Genomic DNA, 22,324 nt, shown 5'->3' with positions numbered 1-22,324 from the left:
AGAATCAACGAATTGCCATTAACAAAGGTCAATTATAATTTGACAGTTGGCCATTTAATAAAAATAATTTTATTTTTGAGGACATTTGCGGAAAGTCGGGTCTATCATAAATCTATCAAAATCTATCAAATTGATAGAAAATGGCAGGAATCGAAAAATAGAAAGGAAAAAATCCAGGTCATCTAGCCCATAAAGGAACCTGAGCTTTGGGCTTCAGGCAAGCTAAGATTTAAACCAACATATGAATTAATTATACTTATGATCCCGTCTATAATAAGCATCACAAGGGGACTATATTCATCAGGCTAATATTCATCAGATTATTTGTCAACCTCCTCATTATCCCATACCTTTTAATAGCCCCACTGCCGTAATTATGCAGAATTACATACTGTAAATTCATATTCAGGTGACTTTTTCAATGTATTCCGACCGCATAAATGCATTACCGCCATACCTTTTTGCAGCGATTGATGAAGCTAAGGACGAAATGATTGCAAAGGGAGTGGACGTGATCGACCTCGGGGTAGGAGACCCTGATTTACCGACCCACCCCCATATTGTGGAAGCTTTGCGCGAAGCTGTCCTTGACCCGAATACGCACCAGTATCCTTCTTATGCAGGAATGCCCCAGTTCAGGAAAGCGGCAGCTGAATGGTGTGAGAAATATAAGGGGATTAAGCTCGACCCTGCAACTGAAGTCCTTTCCCTGATAGGGTCAAAGGAAGCGGTTGCACATATCCCGCTAGCCTTTGTCAATCCGGGCGATGTCGTGCTCTATACCGAGCCAGGGTACCCTGTCTACAAGATCGGGACTCTTTTTGCGGGTGGAGAGCCGTATCCACTGCCGCTGAAGGTTGAGAACAACTTCCTGCCTGACCTGGACTCGATTCCGGCAGATGTCCTGAAAAAGGCTAAGCTCTTCTTCTTCAACTACCCGAACAATCCCACCTCGGCAACCGCGGACATGGCATTCTTTGAAAAGGTCGTTGAGTTCTGCAAGAAAAACGATATCATTGCAGTGCATGACAATGCCTACTGCCAGATGACCTACGATGGGTACGAGGCTCCCTCCTTCCTTGCAGCAAAAGGCGCAATGGACATCGGTATGGAGCTTTACTCCCACTCCAAGACCTACAACATGACCGGCTGGAGGCTCGGGTTTGCAGTAGGAAACAAAGCTCTCATAAAGGGGCTCGGGAAAGTTAAGTCCAACGTGGACTCAGGCGTCTTTGATGCGATCCAGATCGCAGGCATTGCAGCGCTTTCCTCTTCCCAGACCTGCGTTGACGATGCCAACCTGGTCTACGAAGAAAGACGCAACGCCCTTATTGAAGGGCTCAAAGCCATGGGCCTTGAAGTAAACCCACCAAAAGCCACCTTCTACGTCTGGGCTCCTGTCCCGAAAGGCTTTACCTCAATCGGGTTTGCAAAGATCCTCCTCGAAGAAGCCGGAATCGTCGCAACCCCCGGAGTCGGCTTCGGAGACGCCGGTGAAGGCTACATCAGGTTTGCCCTCACCAAGCCCGTTGATAGGATAAAAGAAGCTGTAGAAAGGATGAAAAAACTGCAGTTCTGATCCGGAAAATTCCTGAAACCGGGCTCAGAGTCGGATTCAGAGTAGGATTCAGAGTAAATCAAAAAAGGTCAAAAAAGGCGGCATACCTTAAAAAGCCGCCTAAAATCTTTTTTTAAATCAAATTCCTTAAGTCTGCCAGCTTTTCGGTTTAGGGTTACATTTCCGGAAGCCTGGCCAGAAAAGCATTTCTTTTTTAAGCAATAAATCCTAAGTGGACCAGCATGCCAGATCCCATAAAAGAACCAAACAAAGAATCGGTCACAGAACCTGCCAGCCATCCGATCAAAGAACACTTCCAGCTCAAGGAAACCATAGTAACGATCGCAGCCGACGACCAGGCCCATATCGAAGCTGCAAAAACAGCTATCGAGGTCCACAGGGCAGCCCTTGAAACTTACATTCTTTCCGACCCTTATTTTCAGATAACTCTCGAACCCTACGCCTGCCCGAAAAACGCCCCTGAAGTAGTCCGGAGGATGGTAAAGGCAGGAAACACTATGGGAATAGGGCCAATGAGTGCGGTTGCGGGCACAATTTCTGCCCTTGCCGTGGAAGCAATGGTAAAAGCCGGAGCAAAATACGCTATTGTCGATAACGGTGGGGACATTGCACTTATCAATGACCGGCCAGTTGTGGTCGGGATCTATGCAGGGCAATCTCCGATTAAAAACCTGGGATTAATTTTCGAGCCCCGGGACTCGATCACAGGTATCTGTACCTCGGCAGGGACAGTGGGGCCTTCAATCAGCTTCGGGATGGCGGATGCAGCGGCAATTTTCTCGGATGACGTATCTCTAGCGGATGCAGCGGCAACGGCATTGGGAAACGAAGTCGGGATAGGAAAGGAATCTATTGAAGCTGCATTTAAAGCCGTAAAAGACGTGCCAGGAATAAAAGGTGCACTCGTAATTCAGGGAGAGTACATCGGAATGTGGGGAAAAGTGCCGAAAATTACGCGAGCCGATGTAAGGCATGAGTATATCACCAAGGCGTGAATATTCACCTGAAGCCTTTTAGAAACGTTTTTATGTCTACAGGATTTCTTTTTATGGGCTTTGTAGCAAAAATAGCCGTTTGGCTTGAATTTTGCAACAATCCCAGGGTAAAAACATTGATATATTATTAATTTTTATTTATTGAGAACTATTAAAATTGCCAGGCAGATCGAATCTATTTTTAAATATATCAAGGGGTATATTCTGCTTAATTTACCAGGGTTTCAGAAAAGTTTCCTCATCTCAAAAATGACAATTACTAAATGCAATTGAATATTATCTTTCATGATTATATGTCATAGTAGGGAAGATACAGAATGAATCAAAAGTTGAGGCGGTCTGGTATTGATTTCATTGGGGACGTGCCCTGGGGGACGCACTTTTGCCAATTCTACCAGACAAAAGAAGATTTGACTGATATACTTGTTCCCTATTTTAAAGCAGGACTGGAAAATAATGAATTTTGTATGTGGATCACATCATCTCCTTTAGATGCAGAAGAAGCAAAAGAAGCCCTTAGAAGGACTATTCCTGATTTTGATGTTTATCTGGAGAAAGAGCAAATCGAAATTATTCCCTGCACTTACTGGCATGTAAAAGAAGCTGTTTTCAATTCAGAGAGAATCTTAAATGGCTGGGTTGAAAAACTCAATCAGGCTCTGGAAAGTGGCTATGAAGGACTGAGGCTAGCAGAGAACACTTCCTGGCTGGAAAAAGAGTATCTGAGTGATTTTGTTGAGTATGAGAAAAAAGTAGATGCTATTATTAGCAGCTGCCATTTGATAGCTCTATGCACCTATTCTCTCGATGTGCACGACTTAACTGAAGCCATAGGTATTGTCGCAAATCATCAATTCACTTTGGTTAAAAAGAAAGGAAAATGGGAGAAGATAGAAAGTTCCAACCGACAAAATATCACCGAGCACAAACGAGCTGAAGAGGCGCTGCGCCAGAGTGAGCAGAGCGTCGGGCTGAAGTTGGAGAGCATCCTCTCGCCTGCTCGGGAGATAGCTAACCTGGCGCTTGTTGATATTGTTGATGCCCAGGCGATCCAGTCCCTCATGGATGATTTCTATAAGCTTACCCACATTCCCGTTGGCCTGATTGATCTCAAAGGTAATATTCTGGTAGGCGCTGGATGGCAGGATATCTGCACCAAATTCCACAGGGTTCACCCCGAAGCCTGCAAGCACTGCGTGGAAAGCGACACAAAGCTATCTGCAGGCGTTCTCCCGGGAAAGTTTAAATTGTACAGGTGCAAGAACAACATGTGGGACATAGCAACCCCAATCATTGTGGGTGGCCAGCACGTCGGCAATATCTTTTTAGGACAGTTCTTTTTTGAAGGCGAGCCTCTGGACTATGAGCTTTTCCAATCCCAGGCTAGAAAATACGGCTTCAATGAGGATGAATACATAGCAGCGCTTGAAAAAGTTCCACGGTTAAGCAGGGAGGCTGTGAATACAATCATGGTCTTCTTCATGAAGCTTGCCAACATGCTTTCACAGCTAGGCTACAGCAATATCAAGCTGTCCCAGTCGCTGGCGGAACGCGATACACTGGTGGAAGCGCTGCGGGAGAGCGAGAAACGTGAGCGAGCTCGCTCGGATGAACTTGCAGTATTGTTGGATGCAGTGCCTGCCGCCGTGTGGGTAGCGCACGATCCCCAGGCGCTTAAGGTAACTGGTAATCGGCTCTCCCATGAATGGATCCGAATTCCGGAGGGTACAAACTCATCCAAATCAGCTCCTGAAGGAGAGAAATCCGAGACGTTTAGAGTGTTCAAGGACGGAGTGGAGATCCCACCTGTAGATATGCCGGTACAGATGTCGGCCGCAGGTATAGAGATAAACGACTACGAATTCGATCTTATCTATCCTGAAGGCGTGGTGCGACACTTATTGGGCAACGCTAGACCCTTGCGTGACGAGAAGGGTAACCCTCGTGGATCCGTTTCTGCATTCATAGACATAACCGAGCGCAAAAAAGCAGAAGAAGCTCTAAAAAAAGCACATGAAAATCTGGAAGAAAAAGTTAAAGAACGAACAACCCAGCTTGAGAAAGCTTACAGCTTGTTGAAAGAAAGTGAAAGAGGTCTTGCTGAAGCTCAAAGAATGGCCCATATTGGAAACTGGGAGTGGGATATTGTAAATGATAAAGCATACTGGTCTGAGGAAATGTATCGTATTTTTGAACGCGATCCTCAAGAATCAGTACCACCTTACAATGAACATTTAAGTTATGTGCACCCCGAAGATCGAGACTATGTGGATAATGCCATTAAAAAAGTTTTAAAGGGAGAGCCATACAGCATTGATAACCGGATTATCACAGCCAATGGAGAAGAACGCGCAGTCCATGCGCAGAGCGAAGTCATTTTTGATGAGAAGAATATCCCTATTCGAGTGAAGGGAATAGTTCAGGACATTACCGAGCGGAAAAGAGCAGAAGAGAAAATTCAGACACTGGCGAATGCTGTGGAATCATCGAACGATGCTATTGTAACTGAGTCTCTGGAGGGCATTATTCTTAGCTGGAATAAGGGTGCTGAACATGTTTATGGTTATTCAGCTGAAGACATTCTGGGAAAAGACATATCAATACTTGAACCAGATAATACCAAAGGGGAAATTAAGCAGTTTTCTGAAAAGATTAAACAGGGAGAAAAGATCCAGCACTACGAAACTTCAAGGTTAAGAAGGGATGGCACAACAATAAATGTTTCAGTAACTCTTTCTCCTGTTTTTAACACATACAAAAAGCTTGTAGCTATCTCAGGTATTTCCAGAGATATAACTGAAATCAAAAGAGAAAAAGAAGATATTCGGAAAAGTGAGGAACGGTACAGGCTTATCACAGAGCAGACAGGCCAGCTCATATACGACTTTTATTTCAAAGAAGACAAAATCAGCTGGGCAGGTGCTATTGAAGAAATTACGGGATATAGCCCCGAAGAATTCCAAAATTTTGATTTTTCGATGTGGGTTGAACGCATTCATCCCAAAGAAAGGGAACGTGTAGAAAAAACAATCGCAGAAGCCAGGAAAAAGGGGAAAAAGTTCCAGGAAGAATACAGTTTTAGAAGGAAAAATGGCTACTATATTTATGTTAGCGTTGTTGGAACTTACCTTCTAGATGAAAAGGGGCAATCCTACAGGGTTGTAGGAGTAGTAAAAGATATTACGGAGAGAAAAGAGGCAGAAAAAGCCCTGGCAAATATCGAGATTGCCCGTAAGAAGGAAATTCATCACAGGATTAAGAATAACCTGCAGGTTATTTCTTCACTCCTGGATCTTCAGGCTGAAAATTTTAGCAACAGGAAATGTATCAAAGACTCCGATGTTCTCAATGCTTTCAGGGAAAGCCAGAACAGAATAATGTCTATTGCCCTGATTCATGAAGAGCTACACGAAGGCAGAGTAGCCGGTAAACTGAACTTTTCATCATACCTGGAGAAGCTTATTGAAAACCTTTTCAAGACTTACAGACTTGGAAATGTCGATCTCAACTTAAGCATGGATCTGGAGGAGAATATTTTCTTTGATATGGATACTGCCGTTCCTTTAGGGCTAATTGTCAATGAGATCGTTTCAAACTCTCTCAAGTACGCGTTTCCAGACAGAGATAAAGGAGAAATTCAAATAAAACTATTCAAAGAAAAAGCCGGAAATGAGCTGAGTAATGGTGAAGAAGAACTTGCTGGAAAAGGTACCGGATATACTCTGATTGTTTCAGATGACGGAGTTGGCATTCCCGATAAAATTGATTTAGAAAATTCAGATACGCTCGGTCTGCAGCTCGTAAACATTCTGGTAGATCAGTTATATGGTGAAATCAAGCTAAAAAGGGATATCGGTACCGAATTCAATATAAGAATTAATGTATAACTGGTTTATATTCATATATACTCACTTCTTCTAACAATTATGGTGAGATCTGGAAATTAATGAACAGAAGGTATTTTGCAATAATTTTTGCAATAACGTTTTTTATATAATTATTTTTATTAAGGAAATTCTGCATAATTTAATATAAATTCGAATTCATATCACATTAAAATTAGCGGTCTGACATTTATCCGGCAGGTTCTCATTTGAATTTTGTTCTGGAGCTGGAGAGTAAGGGGATATTGCCGGAAACTGGAAGATGGACTTGTTTGGAAATTGAAAATATACCCATGGAGGAGATTATCTATGCCTGGGGGCTATACTGGAAAGATCCTGGAAGTTGACCTTGACAGCGGCGAGCTTAAAGACTTACCTCTTAACGAAGAAATGGCAAAGATGTACCTCGGAGGCAAGGGGCTTGGCCTGAAACTCGTATACGATGAGTTCAGATCGGACATGCAACCCTTTGACCCTGACAACCTGCTTATTTTTGCAACCGGGCCTGCTACAGGGCAAAAGTTTCCCACAAGCGGGCGCTACCATATCGTCTGCAGCAAGTCCCCCCAGACCGGGACCGTGGGCAGCGGGAATTCCGGAGGAAAATGGGGGGCCTTCCTGAAATTTGCAGGGTATGACGCTGTAATCGTGCGGGGGATCTCAAAGGAGCCGGTCTACCTGAGCATCGTGGATGGAAAAGCCGAGCTTGTGCCGGCCCCGGAACTCTGGGGGATGACGGTCCACGCGGTTACGGACGAACTGACGGAAAGGAGCGAAAACCCGAAAAAGACCTCGGTTGCATGCATCGGGCCTGCGGGAGAAAACCTGGTCCCCTTTTCCGGCATCATGAACGACAAGTACCGAACTGCAGGGAGGACGGGGCTTGGGGCTGTCATGGGGAGCAAGAAGTTAAAGGCGGTCGTGGTTTCCGGGAGCCAGAGGGTTGAACCTGCAAACCGGGAACTTATGGAAGATAGAGCCATAGAGTCCATGAAGCGCATCAGGGAAAACCCGATTACAGGCCCGAAGGGAGGACTTCACACCTACGGAACCGCTGTTCTTGTGAATATCCTCAACGAAAGCGGGGCCTACCCGACCCGGAACTTCCAGGAAGCCTACTTCCCGGATGCCGACGAGCAGAGCGGGGAGACCCTTGTCAAAAAATATCTGACAGGCCGCGGAGGCTGCTGGGGCTGTCCGATTGTCTGTGGACGGAAGTCCGATGTGCCCGATGGGCCCTACAGTGTCCGGGATACCGAAGGCCCGGAGTACGAGACCATCTTTGCCTTTGGTTCCGACTGCGGGATAACGGAACTCGACGCCCTGATAAAGGCCAACCACCTCTGCGACGAACTGGGGCTTGACACTATCTCCATGGGAGGCACTATCGCCTGTGCCATGGAACTCGTGGAGAAAGGGAAAATCCCACCGGAAAAACTTCACGGTATGAACCTGCGCTTCGGAGACCCCGGTTCAATGATCGAAGCCATCTGGAGGACCGCCTACCGAGCAGGGATCGGAGCTGACCTTGCCCTGGGTTCGAGAGCCCTCGCGGAAAAATACGGGGCCCCGGAATGCTCAATTGCTGTCAAGGGCATGGAACTGCCCGCCTACGACCCCCGCCCAATCCAGGGGATAGGCCTGAACTACGCAACCGCAAACCGCGGCGGTGACCACGTCTACGGCTACACGATCTCCCCTGAAGTCCTGGGCCTGCCAGAAAAGCTCGACCCCTACTCAGTCGAGGACAAGCCCAGGTGGACAATTCTCCTCCAGGACCTGACCTCAGCCATCAACTCCTCCGTAGTCTGCCTCTTTACCTCGTTTGCCCTGGGTCTGCCCGAGTATTCGGGGATGCTGGCAGCGGTTACTGGCTTTGACCTTGACGCAGACAAGCTCCTGAAACTCGGGGAGAGGATCACAAACCTCGAGAGGCTGATGAACAACATGTACGGGCTCGACCGGAATGAAGACGTCCTCCCAAAGCGCCTTACCGAAGAGCCAATCCCGGCCGGTCCCGCCAAAGGCCAGATTTCCCATGTCCCGGAAATGATCGACGAATACTACAGGCTCAGGGGCTGGATTGACGGGAAGCCCACGGAAGGGAAGTTGAAGGAACTCGGGATCATCTGAAGGATCAACCGAGGGGCCTGAGAACACCCTTCTCACTTTTTCCATTATTTCATTTCATATCCATTCATTTCTTTTTCCGGAGAGATAGGCTTGAAAGTATACATAAAGTTCCTTGCGACTATCCGTGAAATCACCGGAGAGCCCGAAATCGAGCTTGAGATCCACTCAGGGGACACCGTGGAAGCGGTCATGAGGACTCTGGAACACCGGTACGGGATAGAATTAAAAGAAGCTACGACAGGCACTACTGCTGGTGGGATCCCGAAAATCAGGATCCTGGTAAACGGGAGAGACGTGGAGTTTCTTTCAGGGCTTGAAACCGAACTGAAAGCCGGGGATGTTATGGTCCTTATCCCTCCGGTTGCCGGAGGGTGAAAAACGGAATATTGAGAAATTGTTCTCCCCTCACTGAGGGCTGAAGCCAGCTCTCCAGCCATGCAAGAAAAATCGCAGGTGAATTCATGCTGGTATTAAAAGAAACTGAAAACAGCAATGTCTCCTGGCCCGAGAAATAATTCTCTTGACCTCGGAGACCGTTTTCAACCCACAGGTAAATATCGGACGCCTCCGCCAGCTTGTCTGGCGGCCCTGCAAAAAAAGGAAGAAAGAGGAAAGAAAAAAGAGATAAAAAGAGAGTCGAAAAAGAGCATTTTTCAGATAGAATTTAATTCTGCTCCGTTTGGTATACTTACAGAGTTTTCGGTTTCTTTCCCTTGTTGATTTTTTGTTGATTTTTTGTTAGTTTCTTATAGGCTTTCCCGGTCATTTCTACCTGAGAGTTTCTTACGGCGTTCTCAGTAGTTTTTCACTTTCATGCTCTTTTTCCTCTTCTTTTTTGTCTGAAAGCCGCTCTCCTGCGTCGAGCGTGACAAAAACGACATAATGCGGCTGGTGACGTTGTGTAGGTTAGAGACATTCATGAATTGGTCCTCTTGAGCGAAGCGAAAAGGACAGCTCACTGCAGAGCCGCAACTCTGCCGGGACAAAAACGACTCAATATAGCGAATAAGGTTGTATGGGTCAAAGAAATCGTAAATCTCCGATTTCCTGTGATCCCGAAGCTCAACTCAGGCAGCAAAAAAAGAAAGTGGAAGGGAAAATGATTTCCCTTCATTATATCAACAGTTCAGGTTTTTTGTCTTCCTTTTTTATCCTCCTTACTTCTTTTTCAACAGGAACAGTACGGAAAGAATTCCCGAAACTGCAAAGACAAGCCCAAAGCCCGGACTTTTCTTTTCTTCTGAGGTCGTTTCCGGAACTTCGTTACCCATTATTTTCTGTACCTCATCTCCGGAGCCTGGAGTTTCTGCCGGCGTTATCGTAACGGCACCTTTCTTTTCCCCTGTAATCGAGTAGTAGGAAAAGCCAGGGGTTTCTGCTCTGAAGTAGAAGAATTCGGCGTCTTCCCCGGTTTTTTCGGTTGAAAGCTGGACCCAGGCATTTTCATGGAAGCGGTTCAGAACGAGGGTTGCTTCATCGATCATATTTTCTTCCATCCAGCTGCGGGGGACCTTAAAGTCAATCACGGCACTCTCAAACGTCCCGGATTCCCCAAAGAACTGGCTCCCGATCACTATGTTCATGTACTGGTAAACCGCGCCTTCCGGACCTTCCAGAATCGTTTTTGGAAGGCCGCTCAGGGTCTCCACTTTCCCGGTCACTGTCCCGGCATTTGTCCCTGAAACAAAACTGATGCCCGTAACACTGCATCCGAGGCCACTGAATGTAAACTCCGCCTGCTGGCCTGCGAGTACCTGCTGCCTGGAAACATCCACTCCCTGAACGTTGACAGAAGGCACTCCCGAGACGCCACTGAAAATGGCTGACCGGCTCCCGCTACTCCCCCTGTGTTCCTCTTCTTCTACTTCTTCTCCGCCATCGGCAACTTCGGGAGGGTTGTAGAGGGGGAGGCTGTCAAACTGGCTTCCGGATCCCGGAATCTCGTAAGGGAGGTCACAGAACCCATCCCCGTCTGCGTCAGGAGTGGTTTCGGAAAAACCAGTTCCCTTCGGGTTTGCCCAGCAGTTGCCTCCGATATACGGGTCCCCGAGAACATTAGGCCCTTCGGTCCTGCTGGCGTTCCAGATGTTTCCGGAACATTCCCCCATCAACTCGACGTTCAGAAAGTCGCTTGAGAAGAAATTGTTGTAGATGCTGTTATTGCAAGAATCATAAAGGGTGAGCCCTTCATCGTTATTACTCACACGGTTTCCGACCAGACTTGAATTCGTCGTATTGTAAAGATAAATGCCGTATATGTTATGCTCAAGCACCTGGTCTCTGACTGTTATGTTCTCGCAGTCAACAAGATACACTGTCCCTGCATTGGAAGAAGCATCGAGCACCCTGTCGGATTCCCCTACAAGGTAGTAAATGGGCTTGCCGTCCACAAGGTTGCTGGTATCGATGTCCCCGATTACACCTGCTATAAAAGGCAAAGCTCCGAAGTTGTACTTGTTACCTGAAATAAGATTATTTCTCAGGACGCTGGAATCGGAAGCAAGAATGAGCCCTAACTCGTTTTCAGAGATGCTGTTGTTGTTCAGTTTGTTGTTTTCCCCGACAACAGAAAAGATTCCACACATATTATTCTCAACAGTGTTGTTTGAACAGTTGCTGTCGCTGTTGAACATGCCCAGAATCCCAAAATAACTGCCAGAAAGGACATTCCCGCTTAAACTGCAGCCAGATACCCCTTCCAGATAAATCCCTGCCTTGCTGTCCTCCGAAGCTCCGGACACGGTAAACCCACTGATCGTCACGGAATCGGCAATCACGTTGAAGACGTGTTCATCAGGAGTAGCCGCACGGACAATGGTATCTTCAGGATTTCCTGAGGAAGAAATGATGCTGATAGATTTATTCACCTTTATGTTTTCCGTATAAGTACCAGGGCTTACAAGAAGCGTATCCCCTTCCCACGCAGCATCTACAGCTGCCTGGATCGAGGAAAAAGCCCCGGCTCCGGAACCCACAGTGAGGGTCAGCGGGATACCCGGTTCCCTGCAGATGGGCAGGTAATCCTTACTTTCGGTCATGGAGTTGATAACGTAAGGAGTGTCTCCAATCCCATTTCCGTCAGCATCAGAGCCCGCATAATCGCTCCAGTAGTTTCCTGAAGTAGTATTCCATACATTATTTCCCGTGTCCTTAACGTTCTTTATGTTGTGGAACGAATTTCCGTATATGGTGTTATTTTCGGCTACTGTAATCCAGATCCCGAGTTCCGAGTTATTTGAAACCGTGTTGGAAGACAGGACATTATCCGAAGTGAAAGCTTCCCCGGTCCAGCCCTGAAGAACAATGCCGCGGAAGTTGTCCAGAGCTCTGTTCCCTGAAAGGGTATTGTGCTGGCTTATGGTCAGGTCAAATCCGCTTTCACTGTTCGAATTTGCAGTGTTTGCTGTCAGGGTGTTGTAGTCCGAACCCAACAGACAAAGCCCGTTAGTATTGTTAGAAGCACTGTTTTCCAGGAAAGTGTTGCCATTGGAGTAGTCTGCCTGAATTCCTGCATAACTCCCTGAGGCATTGTTTCCGCTTATGTTGTTACGTCCGGACTCGGAAAGATAGATGCCGTATGCCGAATTTCCGGCCAGGGTGTTGTTTGCCAGGGTATTTCCTGAAGAGGACGTCAGGTAAATTCCCCGCGAATTGTCTGAAAATTCATTGCCCTCTACCGTATTGTTCCCGGAGTCCTCGAGGTACACTCCATACCGGTTGCCGGAGAACGTATTGTTTTCAATTGCTGCTCTTTCCGTTCTGGAAAGGTAGACCCCAAACCGTCCGTCCCGGAACACCAGGTCCCGGACTGTTACGTTCTGGCAGTTAAGCAAACAAACTGAACCCGCATCAGACTCTGCATCCAGAACATAGTCGGAGACTCCGGAAAGGATGTACAGGGACTTTCCATCCAGCAGGTTGCTTGACTCCACCTCAGGCATATTTTGCGAAGCAGAGTCTCCTTCAATGCCAAAGTTGTAAGTGTTCCCTTCCATTCTATTGCCTGAGAGGGATTTCCATTCCGAATTTTCAATGTAAAACCCGTAGTAGTTTGAACCTGCGCTGTTGTCCGTGATATTCAAACCTGAGGAATCCCGTATGTAGAATCCGATGTCATTTTCTGACGAGCTAAGGTTCTCAAAGTGGGAATCCACCGTATTGTATAGGTAAAGCCCATAGTAATTTCCGGAGAGGTTCAGGTCCCTGACCGTCACATTCTGGCAGTCAATACAATAAACAGTCCCTGCATCCGAACCTGAATCCAGAACTAGGTCGCTTTCGTTTACAAGATAATAGATTGGCTTGCCGTCAACTGTGTTGCTTTCGTCAATGTCGTTTGCAGTCGAAGCACCCGGAATTGCAAAATTGTAAGAGTTGTTTTCCATACTATTGTTTCTCAGGCTATTTCCTTCCGACCCATACAGATAGATTCCGATTTCATTGGATTCGGCCCTGTTCCCGTTCAGGGTACAGTTCCCTGAACCGATAACATAAATTCCACAGCAATTGTCCGAAAGTAAGTTTCCGCTTATGTTGCAGTCCCTGGCCTCATAGAGCCAGATGCCGGCGGTAGCGTAGGAGGAAGAAGAATAATATTCAGACCCTCCGCAGATGGAAAAACCTGAAATATTAACTGCATTTGCCGTTACGTAGAACACGGAATCTTTCGGGTTTGCAGCCTTTACTTCCGTATACTCAGGTCCGGACTCGGAAATGATTGTAACAGCCCTGTCAACATCCACGTTTTCCGTGTAAGTGCCGTTTCTGACAATGATTGTGGCGCCGGGGGAAGCAGCATTAACTGCAGCCTGGATGGAAGTGAAGTCTGCAGGCCCGTCATCGTCCACATAGATCAGGGAAGCGTCAGTCGCACTGATCCATTCCGTTTTTTCAATAGTGCAATCTCCGTATTCGTTTTCCACTCGGAGTGTGACATTGTACTTCCCGGCTCCGGTATAGTTATGGGTTGGGAAACGGTCGGTAGAAGTGTTCCCATCCCCGAAGTCCCAGTGCCAGGCCGTGGGGGAGAGCGTACTTGCATCAATAAATTCTACCATGAGGGGAACCGGGCCCGAGGTAACATTGGCCGTGAAGGCAGCTTCTGCCGCTTCGCTCCGGTTTGTGAAGGCTTTAATGCAAACGTTCATGTTTTCCACAGCAAGAGCAGTGTCCACCCAGTTTTCCCCGTCCGGGCTGAAGAAACTCTCCCCGGGATTTGCCCGGGATTTGCTGCTGTATCCTTCCTGTGGGTATTCAACTGCCACAGGGAAGGAATACCCGGGGGTAGTAAATTTTACAACTACTGAAAAGTCCTGCCCCGGCTCAAGCGGGACTCCGGAGTCCAGGGAAATAGTATGGTAGCCTGCAAAGGTAATTGTCCCGTTAGCAGAACTTTCTGCTCCTGCAGGGTTTATGGGACCGGAAACCGGATCGGTGTAGACGTAGATTTCGTACCCTGTGCCGGTGGCAGGGGTATAGAAACTCACAGCTTCAAGGGTTTCGGCTTCTTCGGCTGTAAAGACGTTGGCTGCCCAGGCTGTGTTGCTTCCTGAGGACCCGATACTTTCAACCCATCCCAGGGGGTCGTACTGGTACATATGGGAATAGGAACTGAGGTCTTCGGCAGTATGGACAACATTCTCGTCTCCTATAATGGTATCGTAATACGAAACATAGAAGAACCCTTCATCTCCCCATTTGGTACCCCAGGAATTTTTGACAATGAACGCCCCATCTCCCGGAGCTGCAGGAGTGAATTTGTTTCGGTCAAAAGAATCGTCCCAGCCTACTATACCTACCATATGGTTTGCACAATTCGAGCCTGCATAATAATGACTGCAGTTGGCAGCGTCATAAGCATCGGAAGAAAAGTAAATTACAGTGTCAACTGCTCCATAATTCGTCAGTGCCCATTTGATCAGGTCATTATCTTCGGGACCGCTTCTTGCCGGTAGGGAAATCACTTCCTGTATACGTTTTAAGGAAGGAAGGTCTGTCGGAGAGACCCTGGAGTGAGGGTCGTAGGGGTCATCGGTCTCACTTACCGGGCCGCTCCAGCGGGCAAAGTAAGCCGTAGTCATAAGAGCGTTTCCGCCGTCATCAAAAGTGCGGTCAAAACCTTCAGGATACTCCTCCGAAAGCAGGTTTTTTATGTTGTTCTCGGAAAAGTCCATGTTTTTTCCTTCTGTTCCGAGAATGTAAGATTCAAGGGATGCATAAGCCCCAAATGTCCAGCAGCTTCCTGCATCTTTCTGGTCCCGGACAGGACTCACACGCCCAAGGGCCCGGAGGTCGTAAGAAGCGGGATAATTACTCAAACCCTCCGGACTTTCAACAGTTTTCAGGTGTGAGAGGTCTACTGGGGCGGGAGTATAGCCTGTAGCTAAATTTTCTTCTTCTTCTTCAGAAACCTCACCTGAGGTCAGGAGTATTCTATTCTCGGTTAGCTCCTCATTTTCAATGTACTCCTCAAAATCGGGATTCAAAGGAGCGAGGGAAAAAAGTCCTGAAGAATCATTTTTAGATGAAATTGATTCATAATTTTCAAATGTTGTGGATTTATTATTTTCAAAATTTGAAAGCGTATTATTTTCAAATGTTAAATGTAAATTAGATTCATCTGTTACATACCCATTTTCTATCGAAGTCAGGTTTTCTGAAATTGCTGATGCTTGCCATGGAAAGAGGCACATTGCAGCAAGCAAAAGTAATATAATGAGTTTTTTTAGCATTTTATCCCTTTATACGTTTTATTTTGTTTTTTAATTATTTTAAAGATATAACACAGATTCAGCTTCATACTCGGCTTAAACGCAAAATAATCAGTATATTTTAACAAAATACATTAAAAATATTTATCTACCAAAATCACTAAACTATTAAATATTTTATAATTATTATGTGTATTAAGTGTTTTTATATTTTCAAGTTAGTCAAGGAAAAGTTGCTTCAAAGAAAAGGCTTAAGGGGTAAACTTATCGCAAATAACGCAAATAGAAGATCAAAGACGAGATGGATTGAAGGATAACGCTGAGAAAAGGGTGAAAGCTTGAAAGCACTGGTTATCATAGACATGACAAACGATTTCGTGTTTGAGAAATACGAACATGAAGGCAGGGAATACAAAGGCAGCCTCGTGGCCCCCCTGGGCAGAACAATCGTTGACCCAATAGTGGAACTTGTGAAAAAAGTCCTCCGCAGGGGAAATACTGCTGTACTCAGGCTTCCGAAAGACCACTACAACGCTTTCACAAACCCTAGACTCGAACTGGAGCTCGCGGAGCTGGGCATTGACGAGGTATTCATAACAGGCCTGGTTGATGAGGTCTGCATCTACCACAATGCTCTTGTCTTTCTTGAGAGGGGCTTTCGGACAAACGTCGTAAAGGGCTGTACGGTCCCCTTTAATGAGGAAAAAGGAAATGAAGCCCTTGGGGAACTCAACGCCTGCGGGGCAAAAATGGTAAACACTGTCCCTGAGGACATAGAGGTTATCCTGCTCCTTGAAGACGAACATGACGAAAACTCGGAAGAAATAAAATCCGGCACCTGGCCGCCTCACAATATGAAAGGGACACCCGGAGCCCTTACAGTTAAACCAATCAGGGATGCGCTTGAGGTCAGAAATTAAAAATGAAGATGAAATTCTTCAAATAACAGGCACAAAGAAATGAAAGTACTGTTCAAATCACAGTATTTTCATGCCAAAGGAAAGGAGGCACAGGGGAGAAAAGGGAAAAAAATGAATAAAAGGGAAAAAATGAATAAAATGGATGAAAAATGAATAAAAGGGGAAAATAGGGGAGAAAAGGGAAGAAAAGGGGATCAGGAAATCTGTACCTTAAAAAGCTGCTTCTCTTTTCCTTTTGCCACTCAGCTTAATCACCGGTTCAGTTTTTCAGTTTAATACCCTTTCTTCAAAGTTCAACACGCATTCGTTTTCTTCAAACGTATTTTCTTTTAGCTCTTCAATCACCTGCGGCGGTTTTTCCGAATTTGTTTTAATATGAAGCACCCGCTGCGGGAAGGGAATTTCTATGCCGTTTTCTTCAAGAGTTTTTTTGATATTCCACAGGAGCCTCGTTTTCAGCCCGAACCATTCGTTCACAGGAGCCCAGATCCTGGCAGTAATGTTTACCGAGCTTTCTCCAAGCTCATTTACAAAAACTGAAGGAGCGGGGCTCATGAGGGCGAAAGGTTCCTTGTCTATAAGGTCCTTGATCAGCCATATTGCAGCGCTGGCATCGTCGCTATAGCGGATTCTGATTGTGTATTCAAACCTTCTGACCGGATGTCCCACAATATTTGTGATGTTTGTGGTAAAGACCTGCTGATTGGGCAGGCGGACGAGGAGCCCGTCATAGGTGCGGATAAGGGTTGAGATTATGCGGATATCAGTAACATAGCCAGCTATCCCATTGATTTCTACCTGGTCCCCTATTTTTATGGGCCTTTCAAACATAAGGAAACATCCTGCGACCAGATTTCCAACAATGTTCTGGCTCGCAAAACCGATGACTATACCCGCGACTCCTCCTGCAAGCAGGAACCCTGAGGGGTCAAACCCTATTAAGGGAAGTGTCGATATGAAAACGACAATAAGAGAGCTATAATAAAGAAGTTTGAGGACAGGTTCGCCCACATCCTTACTAACCCGGTCTTTAAGAGACCTCCGCAGGTAAATTGTGAGCACTCTGGAGAGGAGAACCGAAAAAGAAAGAATGAGAACAAACTTTAGTAGGTCTGCAAAGGTAACCATGCCTTCTGAGGTTTCATACAGCTCAAAATCAAAAAAATTAATATCCGGGAGGATCAAAAGCCCCACCCCATATAAAATTTAAGAGGCACAAAACCAAGCTTCCGGAGGCCGTAAACACCAAAAGCCTCTTTCCTGATTTTTTGGTCTTTCACAAGATAACCTTTCATCTCTCCGTTAATAGGCTGCATTTCGAAACCAGTTTCAGCCGTGTTCCTATTGAGGATGTCCATACGAGCTTTCATAAAAACATCCCCGTCATAGTACAGTTTCATCCCGTATGCACTGAAAACAGCTTTTGAGATTGAAGCCCAATCAGAGGAGGTATTTCTAAGAGTAAGCTCCATAACTCCTTCCTGCAGGGGATTAAGGGAAGGAGAAAACGAGTATAACCTGCTTTTCCAGTGCTTGCAGACAACTCCATTCGAAACCTCTCCGTAAAGGGTAAATTTCTGCCTCACCAGGCTGAGCACATCCAGGACCTGGGGATTCTTATTTCCGTTTTCCGAGATAAAAACGCCTATTTCAACCGGAAAAGTCAAAAAAATCCGTTTTTTCTCCCCACCTGCAAGGAGCAGGGTTTTTTCAAACTCTATCAGCAGATTTGGAGTAATTTCTTTCGGAGTATTCAGGGGTTCAACTGGATTTATGATAATGCGCTTTCTATCTCCAAGGATGAGCTTTTCCACTTCATCTTTTCCAAGCGTCCTCTTGTATACCCATCCATCTCCTGTTTTTTCTACGGATATAGAAATTCCTTCCTGTTCTACTGAAAATGGGGGATCGTAGTAGCCGTACATAGTATTCCAGCAATTAACATATTTTAGTCAATTTCTAAATTTCTTAATATTACATTCAAACTATTATAAAAAAATTACTTCGAATAAATTTTATAGGATTGTAGAAAAAGATGGTCCCTGATTAATTGGTTAATCCATTCCGGAACCCTGGAGGGAAGTTTTCAGTTCTCTCCCCCTGCGCCGCCCGGAGCCAGGACCGGCCTGCCAACCAGGATTAAAAACAAAAGGTGAAACGATACTGCTATTAAGAGAAACTTATCTGTGGAAAAAATATCCCCTGGGCTGAGAAATACTTTCCTTGACCCCGGAGTTCGGTTTTGAATCCCTGCATTATAGGATATCTCCGCCAGCTTGTCTGACGGCCCTTCCCAAAAAAGAGGGAAATAAAAAAGAAATTTGACAAAAAGTGTTTTTCAAGTAGAATTTGCTTTGTTTTGCTTTCTTCTGCCTTTTTTTCGGTCACTTGGACTTTTTTGGTTCTCATTTCTTACTTACAAGCTTCCTCAGTAGCTCTTACTTTTTCGGCTTTTCTTTCTTTCTTTCTTTCTTTCTTTCTTTCTTTCTTTATTCCTTTATTTCTTTGAAAGACCGCTCTCCTGCGTCGAGAGTGGAAAAAAGATATGGCACGGTGAATAAGGTTGTAGGGTCAAAGAAATCGTAATTCAGTCCGCTTGAACGAAGCTCATTATTAACGTCCATAAGTTAGTCCTCTTGAGCGAAGCGAAAAGGACCTCGTGCTGTTGCACTTACAGTGCAACTCCCCGAAAATCTCCGATTTTCTGTGATCCCGAAGCGAAACTCGGGCGAGTCGCAATTCGGGCGGCGCAACTATGGGAATTTGGGGAATAGGGTTTTTAGACCCATCTTCTCTTCTTAAAATAAAGAAACATGCTTATTCCCAGTAACGCCATGCTCAGCATGACTGCAGGGTAACCCCAGCGCCACCGGAGTTCGGGCATATAGTCAAAATTCATGCCATAGACTCCTGCGACAAAGGTAAGGGGGATGAAAATCGTGGCGATGATTGTCAGGACTTTCATAATATCATTCATCCTGTTGCTCAAGCTGGAGAGGTAGACATCTACCATTGAAGAGAGGATATCCCGGAATGTCTCTATGGAGTCTATGACCTGAATGGTATGGTCATAAATGTCCCTCAGATAAATCTGCGTAGTCTCCGTGATAAGCTCGGACTCCACTTTCTGTAGGCCGCTAATCAGTTCCCTGAGGGGCCATACCGATTTACGCAGAAGGATCATATCTCTTTTGTATTTCTGGATTATTTTCAGGGTACCTGGCGCCGGGTTCCTGACGAGTTCATCTTCAAGATCCTCTATCTTTTCCCCAAAGTGCTCGAGGATCAGAAAATAATTGTCGATTACAGCGTCAATAAGGCCGTAGGCAAGGTAGTCCACCCCGTTCTTTCGCAGGCGTGAAGCCGGATTTTTGAGCCTTTCCCGGAGAGGATCAAAAACGTCCCCCTCCCTTTCCTGAAAAGACAGGATGTATCTGGGACCGATGATGATGCTCACCTGGTCAATAACAATTTCTTCCGTTTCTGTATCAAGGAGCATCATTTTTAATACAGTGTAGATGTAGGACTCATAGTCTTCCATCTTGGGCCGTTGCCCCGTGTTTAGTATGTCTTCGAGAGTCAGAGGATGGATCTTAAAATATTTCCCGAGCTTTTCTATAACCTCAATCCGGTCTAGACCGTCGACATTTATCCATAAATTCATTCCAGGCTGGTCTTTTAAAGCCTGACATTCCTCCACGGTCTGCAGTTCTTTTTCGATAAGTTTCTCGTTGTTATAGATCCATGCCTGAATTACGACCTTCTCTACCTTTTTTTCCCCCACGTGGACAAGAGTTCCGGGGGCAAGCCCGACATTTGATTGTCTTCCTCCCAAAGTTTCCGGTTTCACGGCTTTGCCTCACTTTATAATAAAAATAAGTATCTTATTTAATTAAAACTTCACTGATTTAAGCCTATGTATGGTTTTTTTTTCTTGGAATATAATTATTAAGCTATTGAAACCGGTTCTATAATATTCAGCATAACCCGACTCTCAGCCTGGAAATGAATTTTTAAATGTGCAGATAAATTGCAGATAATTTTATGTATTATTCATTAAATAGAATATTATAATAAATATAATATTAGGTTTTCCAAAAAATAGGGGAATTTGGAAAGATTGTCAGTTTTGAAACTGGATATAGGGGTGATTAATATGGTTCAAACGGAGATTACGAATAGTCTATACGATATGTTTGATCAGTTTATAGCATTTATTCCGACATTAGTGGCCATAATTCTTCTTCTTATTGTAGGAATAGTATTGGGGAAAGCTCTCGGGAAGATCGGGGCAAAGATACTGGATAAAATCGGACTCGATGATCTGGTCGACAAAACGGTAATAGGGGGAATGCTAAGAAGAGCACAGATGAGTACGGTCGGCTTTTTTGATGCAGTCATCCGCTGGTTCGTCTACATCATTTTCGCCTTAATCATCCTGGATCTTCTAAATATTGAGGTAGTGAACAGCTTTGTCGAGATCATAATATTCTATATTCCGCTTGTGATCTCTGCTCTCATTGTCCTGCTCATAGGTTTGCTGATTGTTGATTTCATCAGCGATCTACTCCAGAAGGTACTTAGTTCAACCGGAGTGGATGATAAGTTTGAACAGACAGCTCTCGGAGCTTCAGTTAGATCCGGAGGACTGACAGCTTCAGGCATTATAGCTGGAATAGTTAGAATATTCGGGTACCTGATCTTCCTCACGGCTGCATCGGATATCCTGCAGCAGACCATGATTACTCAACTGTTGATAGATATCACTCAGTATTTGCCACGTGTAATCATAGCCATCCTGATCCTGATGATAGGAATTCTTTCTATAGATCTGGTAATGGACTACCTGAGTGTTACTGTCAAAAGCATGGATATAGAAGGGACAGATATCATTCTTCCCCTCCTAAGGGGCTTCCTGCTTCTTATTCTTGTCCTGGTTGCCCTGGATACAATGCTGATTGATACCAGTATCCTCTACCTCTTCTTCGGGCCGCTGGCTTGGGGAATTGCGATTGTGGTTGCCTTCAAATACGGGGTCAAGGACGCAATTGTTGCGTATGCAAAAGAAAGGAAGTAATTTCTTCCTTTCATTTTTTTATAGTCAACTCAGCAATTAATTACACTTTTAATACCCGGCTATAGTTTCGAATGTAACCATTCTATAGTCAATGTATGGGCTTCTTTACGTCACATCTCAAAAAATGATAATTCTCTTTCTGTAAAAGAGTTCCATTATAATCCCACAATCCTTTAGTCTTTGATCAAAAGCTGGCCACGGCAGACATAATCGCCTGATGGAGTTCTTTTGGATTCTTAGAGCTGATAACTACTCTTTTCCCGGTTATGAGTTTCAGGATTACAAAAAAATTTGCTCTCCTGGAAAGAGTCGTATCTTTGCAATTCTTTCCGATAAAAGGGTCATATGCCTGAATCCTGCAATCTTCAACCACATAAATAGGGATTTTCTTAAATGAGGTATTCAGAGGTATTAAACGGATATAGATTCCGTCCCTTCTAACTTCGGTTATATGTTTTGTACAGTGGAACAAAAGAGGAAAAAATACCCCAAAGACAAACCAGAGAGCTAATATGTAGAGGTCAGGGATATTCTGAACCCCTGCAGGTTTTCCGAAGACCAGGCTGTAGATCCCGACGTACCAGAGCAGAAGGGCAGGATAGAGGACAGAAACCAAAAAAACGTTATTATGCAGATCCTGTACTTCTCTAAAAATCAAACCTGTTTCCGGATGTACCGTGACAATCCCTCCCTTATAGTATGAACTAACCAGACACATACACTGATCAACGCATTCCTTACAGAACTTATCAGGCAATGCTCTTATTATACGAAACAGGCACCTTACACCTACTTTAGTAACCTCACAGAAAATACATGTCGTACCTTAATCCGAAGACATGCTTTTTAAAGAAACTGATTTAATAAGTAAATGTCTGCTTGATAATATTTTTGACTTTAAAATTCAATTAATTGAAAATCTTTTTATTTTTATCTACTAAAACAGAGTAAATAAACCTTCCGAAAAAAATAGGAATATTATATCAGATTTAATTTAAAAATACAATTACTGTCTCTTATACACAT

The 22,324-nt window shown here is 45.0% G+C and carries 13 protein-coding genes; 7 read left to right on the top strand and 6 right to left on the bottom strand.

Features of this window, described 5'->3' with window-relative positions; translation table 11 throughout:
* Window positions 1-421 precede the first annotated feature (421 nt).
* The 5 genes from EO93_RS09950 (at window position 422) to EO93_RS09930 (ending at window position 8,966) form a co-directional block, all read left to right on the top strand.
* Window positions 422-1,579: an LL-diaminopimelate aminotransferase gene (locus tag EO93_RS09950; RefSeq protein ID WP_048162360.1), complete on the top strand. Its 1,158-nt coding sequence runs from the start codon at window positions 422-424 to the stop codon at window positions 1,577-1,579.
* Between the two features lie 221 nt (window positions 1,580-1,800).
* Window positions 1,801-2,574: a UPF0280 family protein gene (locus EO93_RS09945; protein ID WP_048162359.1), complete on the top strand. Its 774-nt coding sequence runs from the start codon at window positions 1,801-1,803 to the stop codon at window positions 2,572-2,574.
* 317 nt (window positions 2,575-2,891) lie between these two features.
* Complete coding sequence (locus EO93_RS17975; protein ID WP_048162357.1) at window positions 2,892-6,461, top strand: PAS domain S-box protein; 3,570 nt, start codon at window positions 2,892-2,894, stop codon at window positions 6,459-6,461.
* A 306-nt stretch (window positions 6,462-6,767) separates the two neighbouring features.
* Window positions 6,768-8,591, top strand: coding sequence for an aldehyde ferredoxin oxidoreductase family protein (locus EO93_RS09935; protein ID WP_048131218.1), 1,824 nt, complete (start codon window positions 6,768-6,770; stop codon window positions 8,589-8,591).
* A gap of 90 nt (window positions 8,592-8,681) precedes the next feature.
* Entirely contained in the window at window positions 8,682-8,966 is a 285-nt protein-coding gene (locus EO93_RS09930) for a ubiquitin-like small modifier protein 1 (RefSeq protein WP_048162356.1), read from the top strand.
* A 782-nt stretch (window positions 8,967-9,748) separates the two neighbouring features.
* Here the strand turns inward: EO93_RS09930 and EO93_RS16550 are convergent.
* Window positions 9,749-15,076 (bottom strand): NosD domain-containing protein, encoded by a 5,328-nt coding sequence (locus tag EO93_RS16550; RefSeq protein WP_162198696.1) that lies wholly within the window; start codon window positions 15,074-15,076, stop codon window positions 9,749-9,751.
* A gap of 563 nt (window positions 15,077-15,639) precedes the next feature.
* Here EO93_RS16550 and EO93_RS09910 point away from each other — a divergent pair.
* Window positions 15,640-16,221: a cysteine hydrolase family protein gene (locus tag EO93_RS09910; RefSeq protein ID WP_048131216.1), complete on the top strand. Its 582-nt coding sequence runs from the start codon at window positions 15,640-15,642 to the stop codon at window positions 16,219-16,221.
* Window positions 16,222-16,488: 267 nt separating this feature from the next.
* Here the strand turns inward: EO93_RS09910 and EO93_RS09905 are convergent, their stop codons facing one another.
* From EO93_RS09905 to corA, 4 genes are all read right to left on the bottom strand, one after another.
* Window positions 16,489-17,415, bottom strand: coding sequence for a mechanosensitive ion channel family protein (locus EO93_RS09905; RefSeq protein ID WP_235283326.1), 927 nt, complete (start codon window positions 17,413-17,415; stop codon window positions 16,489-16,491).
* The gene (locus EO93_RS09900) at window positions 17,403-18,146 is read right to left on the bottom strand and encodes a DUF432 domain-containing protein (protein WP_048131214.1); all 744 of its coding nucleotides are present in this window, start codon (window positions 18,144-18,146) and stop codon (window positions 17,403-17,405) included. Before EO93_RS09900 ends, EO93_RS09905 begins: the two co-directional genes overlap by 13 nt.
* 564 nt (window positions 18,147-18,710) lie before the next feature.
* Window positions 18,711-18,845, bottom strand: coding sequence for a hypothetical protein (locus EO93_RS18470; protein WP_255350215.1), 135 nt, complete (start codon window positions 18,843-18,845; stop codon window positions 18,711-18,713).
* A 155-nt stretch (window positions 18,846-19,000) separates the two neighbouring features.
* Window positions 19,001-20,071, bottom strand: a complete 1,071-nt coding sequence (corA, locus tag EO93_RS09890; protein WP_048162346.1) for a magnesium/cobalt transporter CorA — start codon at window positions 20,069-20,071, stop codon at window positions 19,001-19,003.
* Between the two features lie 306 nt (window positions 20,072-20,377).
* Here corA and EO93_RS09885 point away from each other — a divergent pair, with 306 nt between their 5' ends.
* Complete coding sequence (locus EO93_RS09885) at window positions 20,378-21,298, top strand: hypothetical protein (RefSeq protein ID WP_048133447.1); 921 nt, start codon at window positions 20,378-20,380, stop codon at window positions 21,296-21,298.
* A 184-nt stretch (window positions 21,299-21,482) separates the two neighbouring features.
* Here EO93_RS09885 and EO93_RS09880 read toward each other — a convergent pair whose 3' ends face one another.
* A complete protein-coding gene (locus EO93_RS09880; protein ID WP_235282896.1) occupies window positions 21,483-22,016 on the bottom strand; it encodes a DUF6141 family protein in 534 nt (177 codons plus the stop codon).
* Window positions 22,017-22,324: the final 308 nt, after the last annotated feature.

The organism is Methanosarcina sp. 1.H.A.2.2, from assembly GCF_000979975.1.
Lineage (GTDB): Archaea > Halobacteriota > Methanosarcinia > Methanosarcinales > Methanosarcinaceae > Methanosarcina.
This window is presented reverse-complemented; position numbering and strand designations above follow the sequence as displayed.

Bases quoted from the DNA above. Each gene is read 5' to 3' on its own strand.
- EO93_RS09950 (WP_048162360.1), top strand. From the start codon at position 422: ATGTATTCCGACCGCATAAATGCATTACCGCCATACCTTTTTGCAGCG.
- EO93_RS09945 (WP_048162359.1), top strand. From the start codon at position 1,801: ATGCCAGATCCCATAAAAGAACCAAACAAAGAATCGGTCACAGAACCT.
- EO93_RS17975 (WP_048162357.1), top strand. From the start codon at position 2,892: ATGAATCAAAAGTTGAGGCGGTCTGGTATTGATTTCATTGGGGACGTG.
- EO93_RS09935 (WP_048131218.1), top strand. From the start codon at position 6,768: ATGCCTGGGGGCTATACTGGAAAGATCCTGGAAGTTGACCTTGACAGC.
- EO93_RS09900 (WP_048131214.1), bottom strand. From the start codon at position 18,146: ATGTACGGCTACTACGATCCCCCATTTTCAGTAGAACAGGAAGGAATT.
- EO93_RS18470 (WP_255350215.1), bottom strand. From the start codon at position 18,845: ATGGACGTTAATAATGAGCTTCGTTCAAGCGGACTGAATTACGATTTC.
- EO93_RS09885 (WP_048133447.1), top strand. From the start codon at position 20,378: ATGGTTCAAACGGAGATTACGAATAGTCTATACGATATGTTTGATCAG.
- EO93_RS09880 (WP_235282896.1), bottom strand. From the start codon at position 22,016: ATGTGTCTGGTTAGTTCATACTATAAGGGAGGGATTGTCACGGTACAT.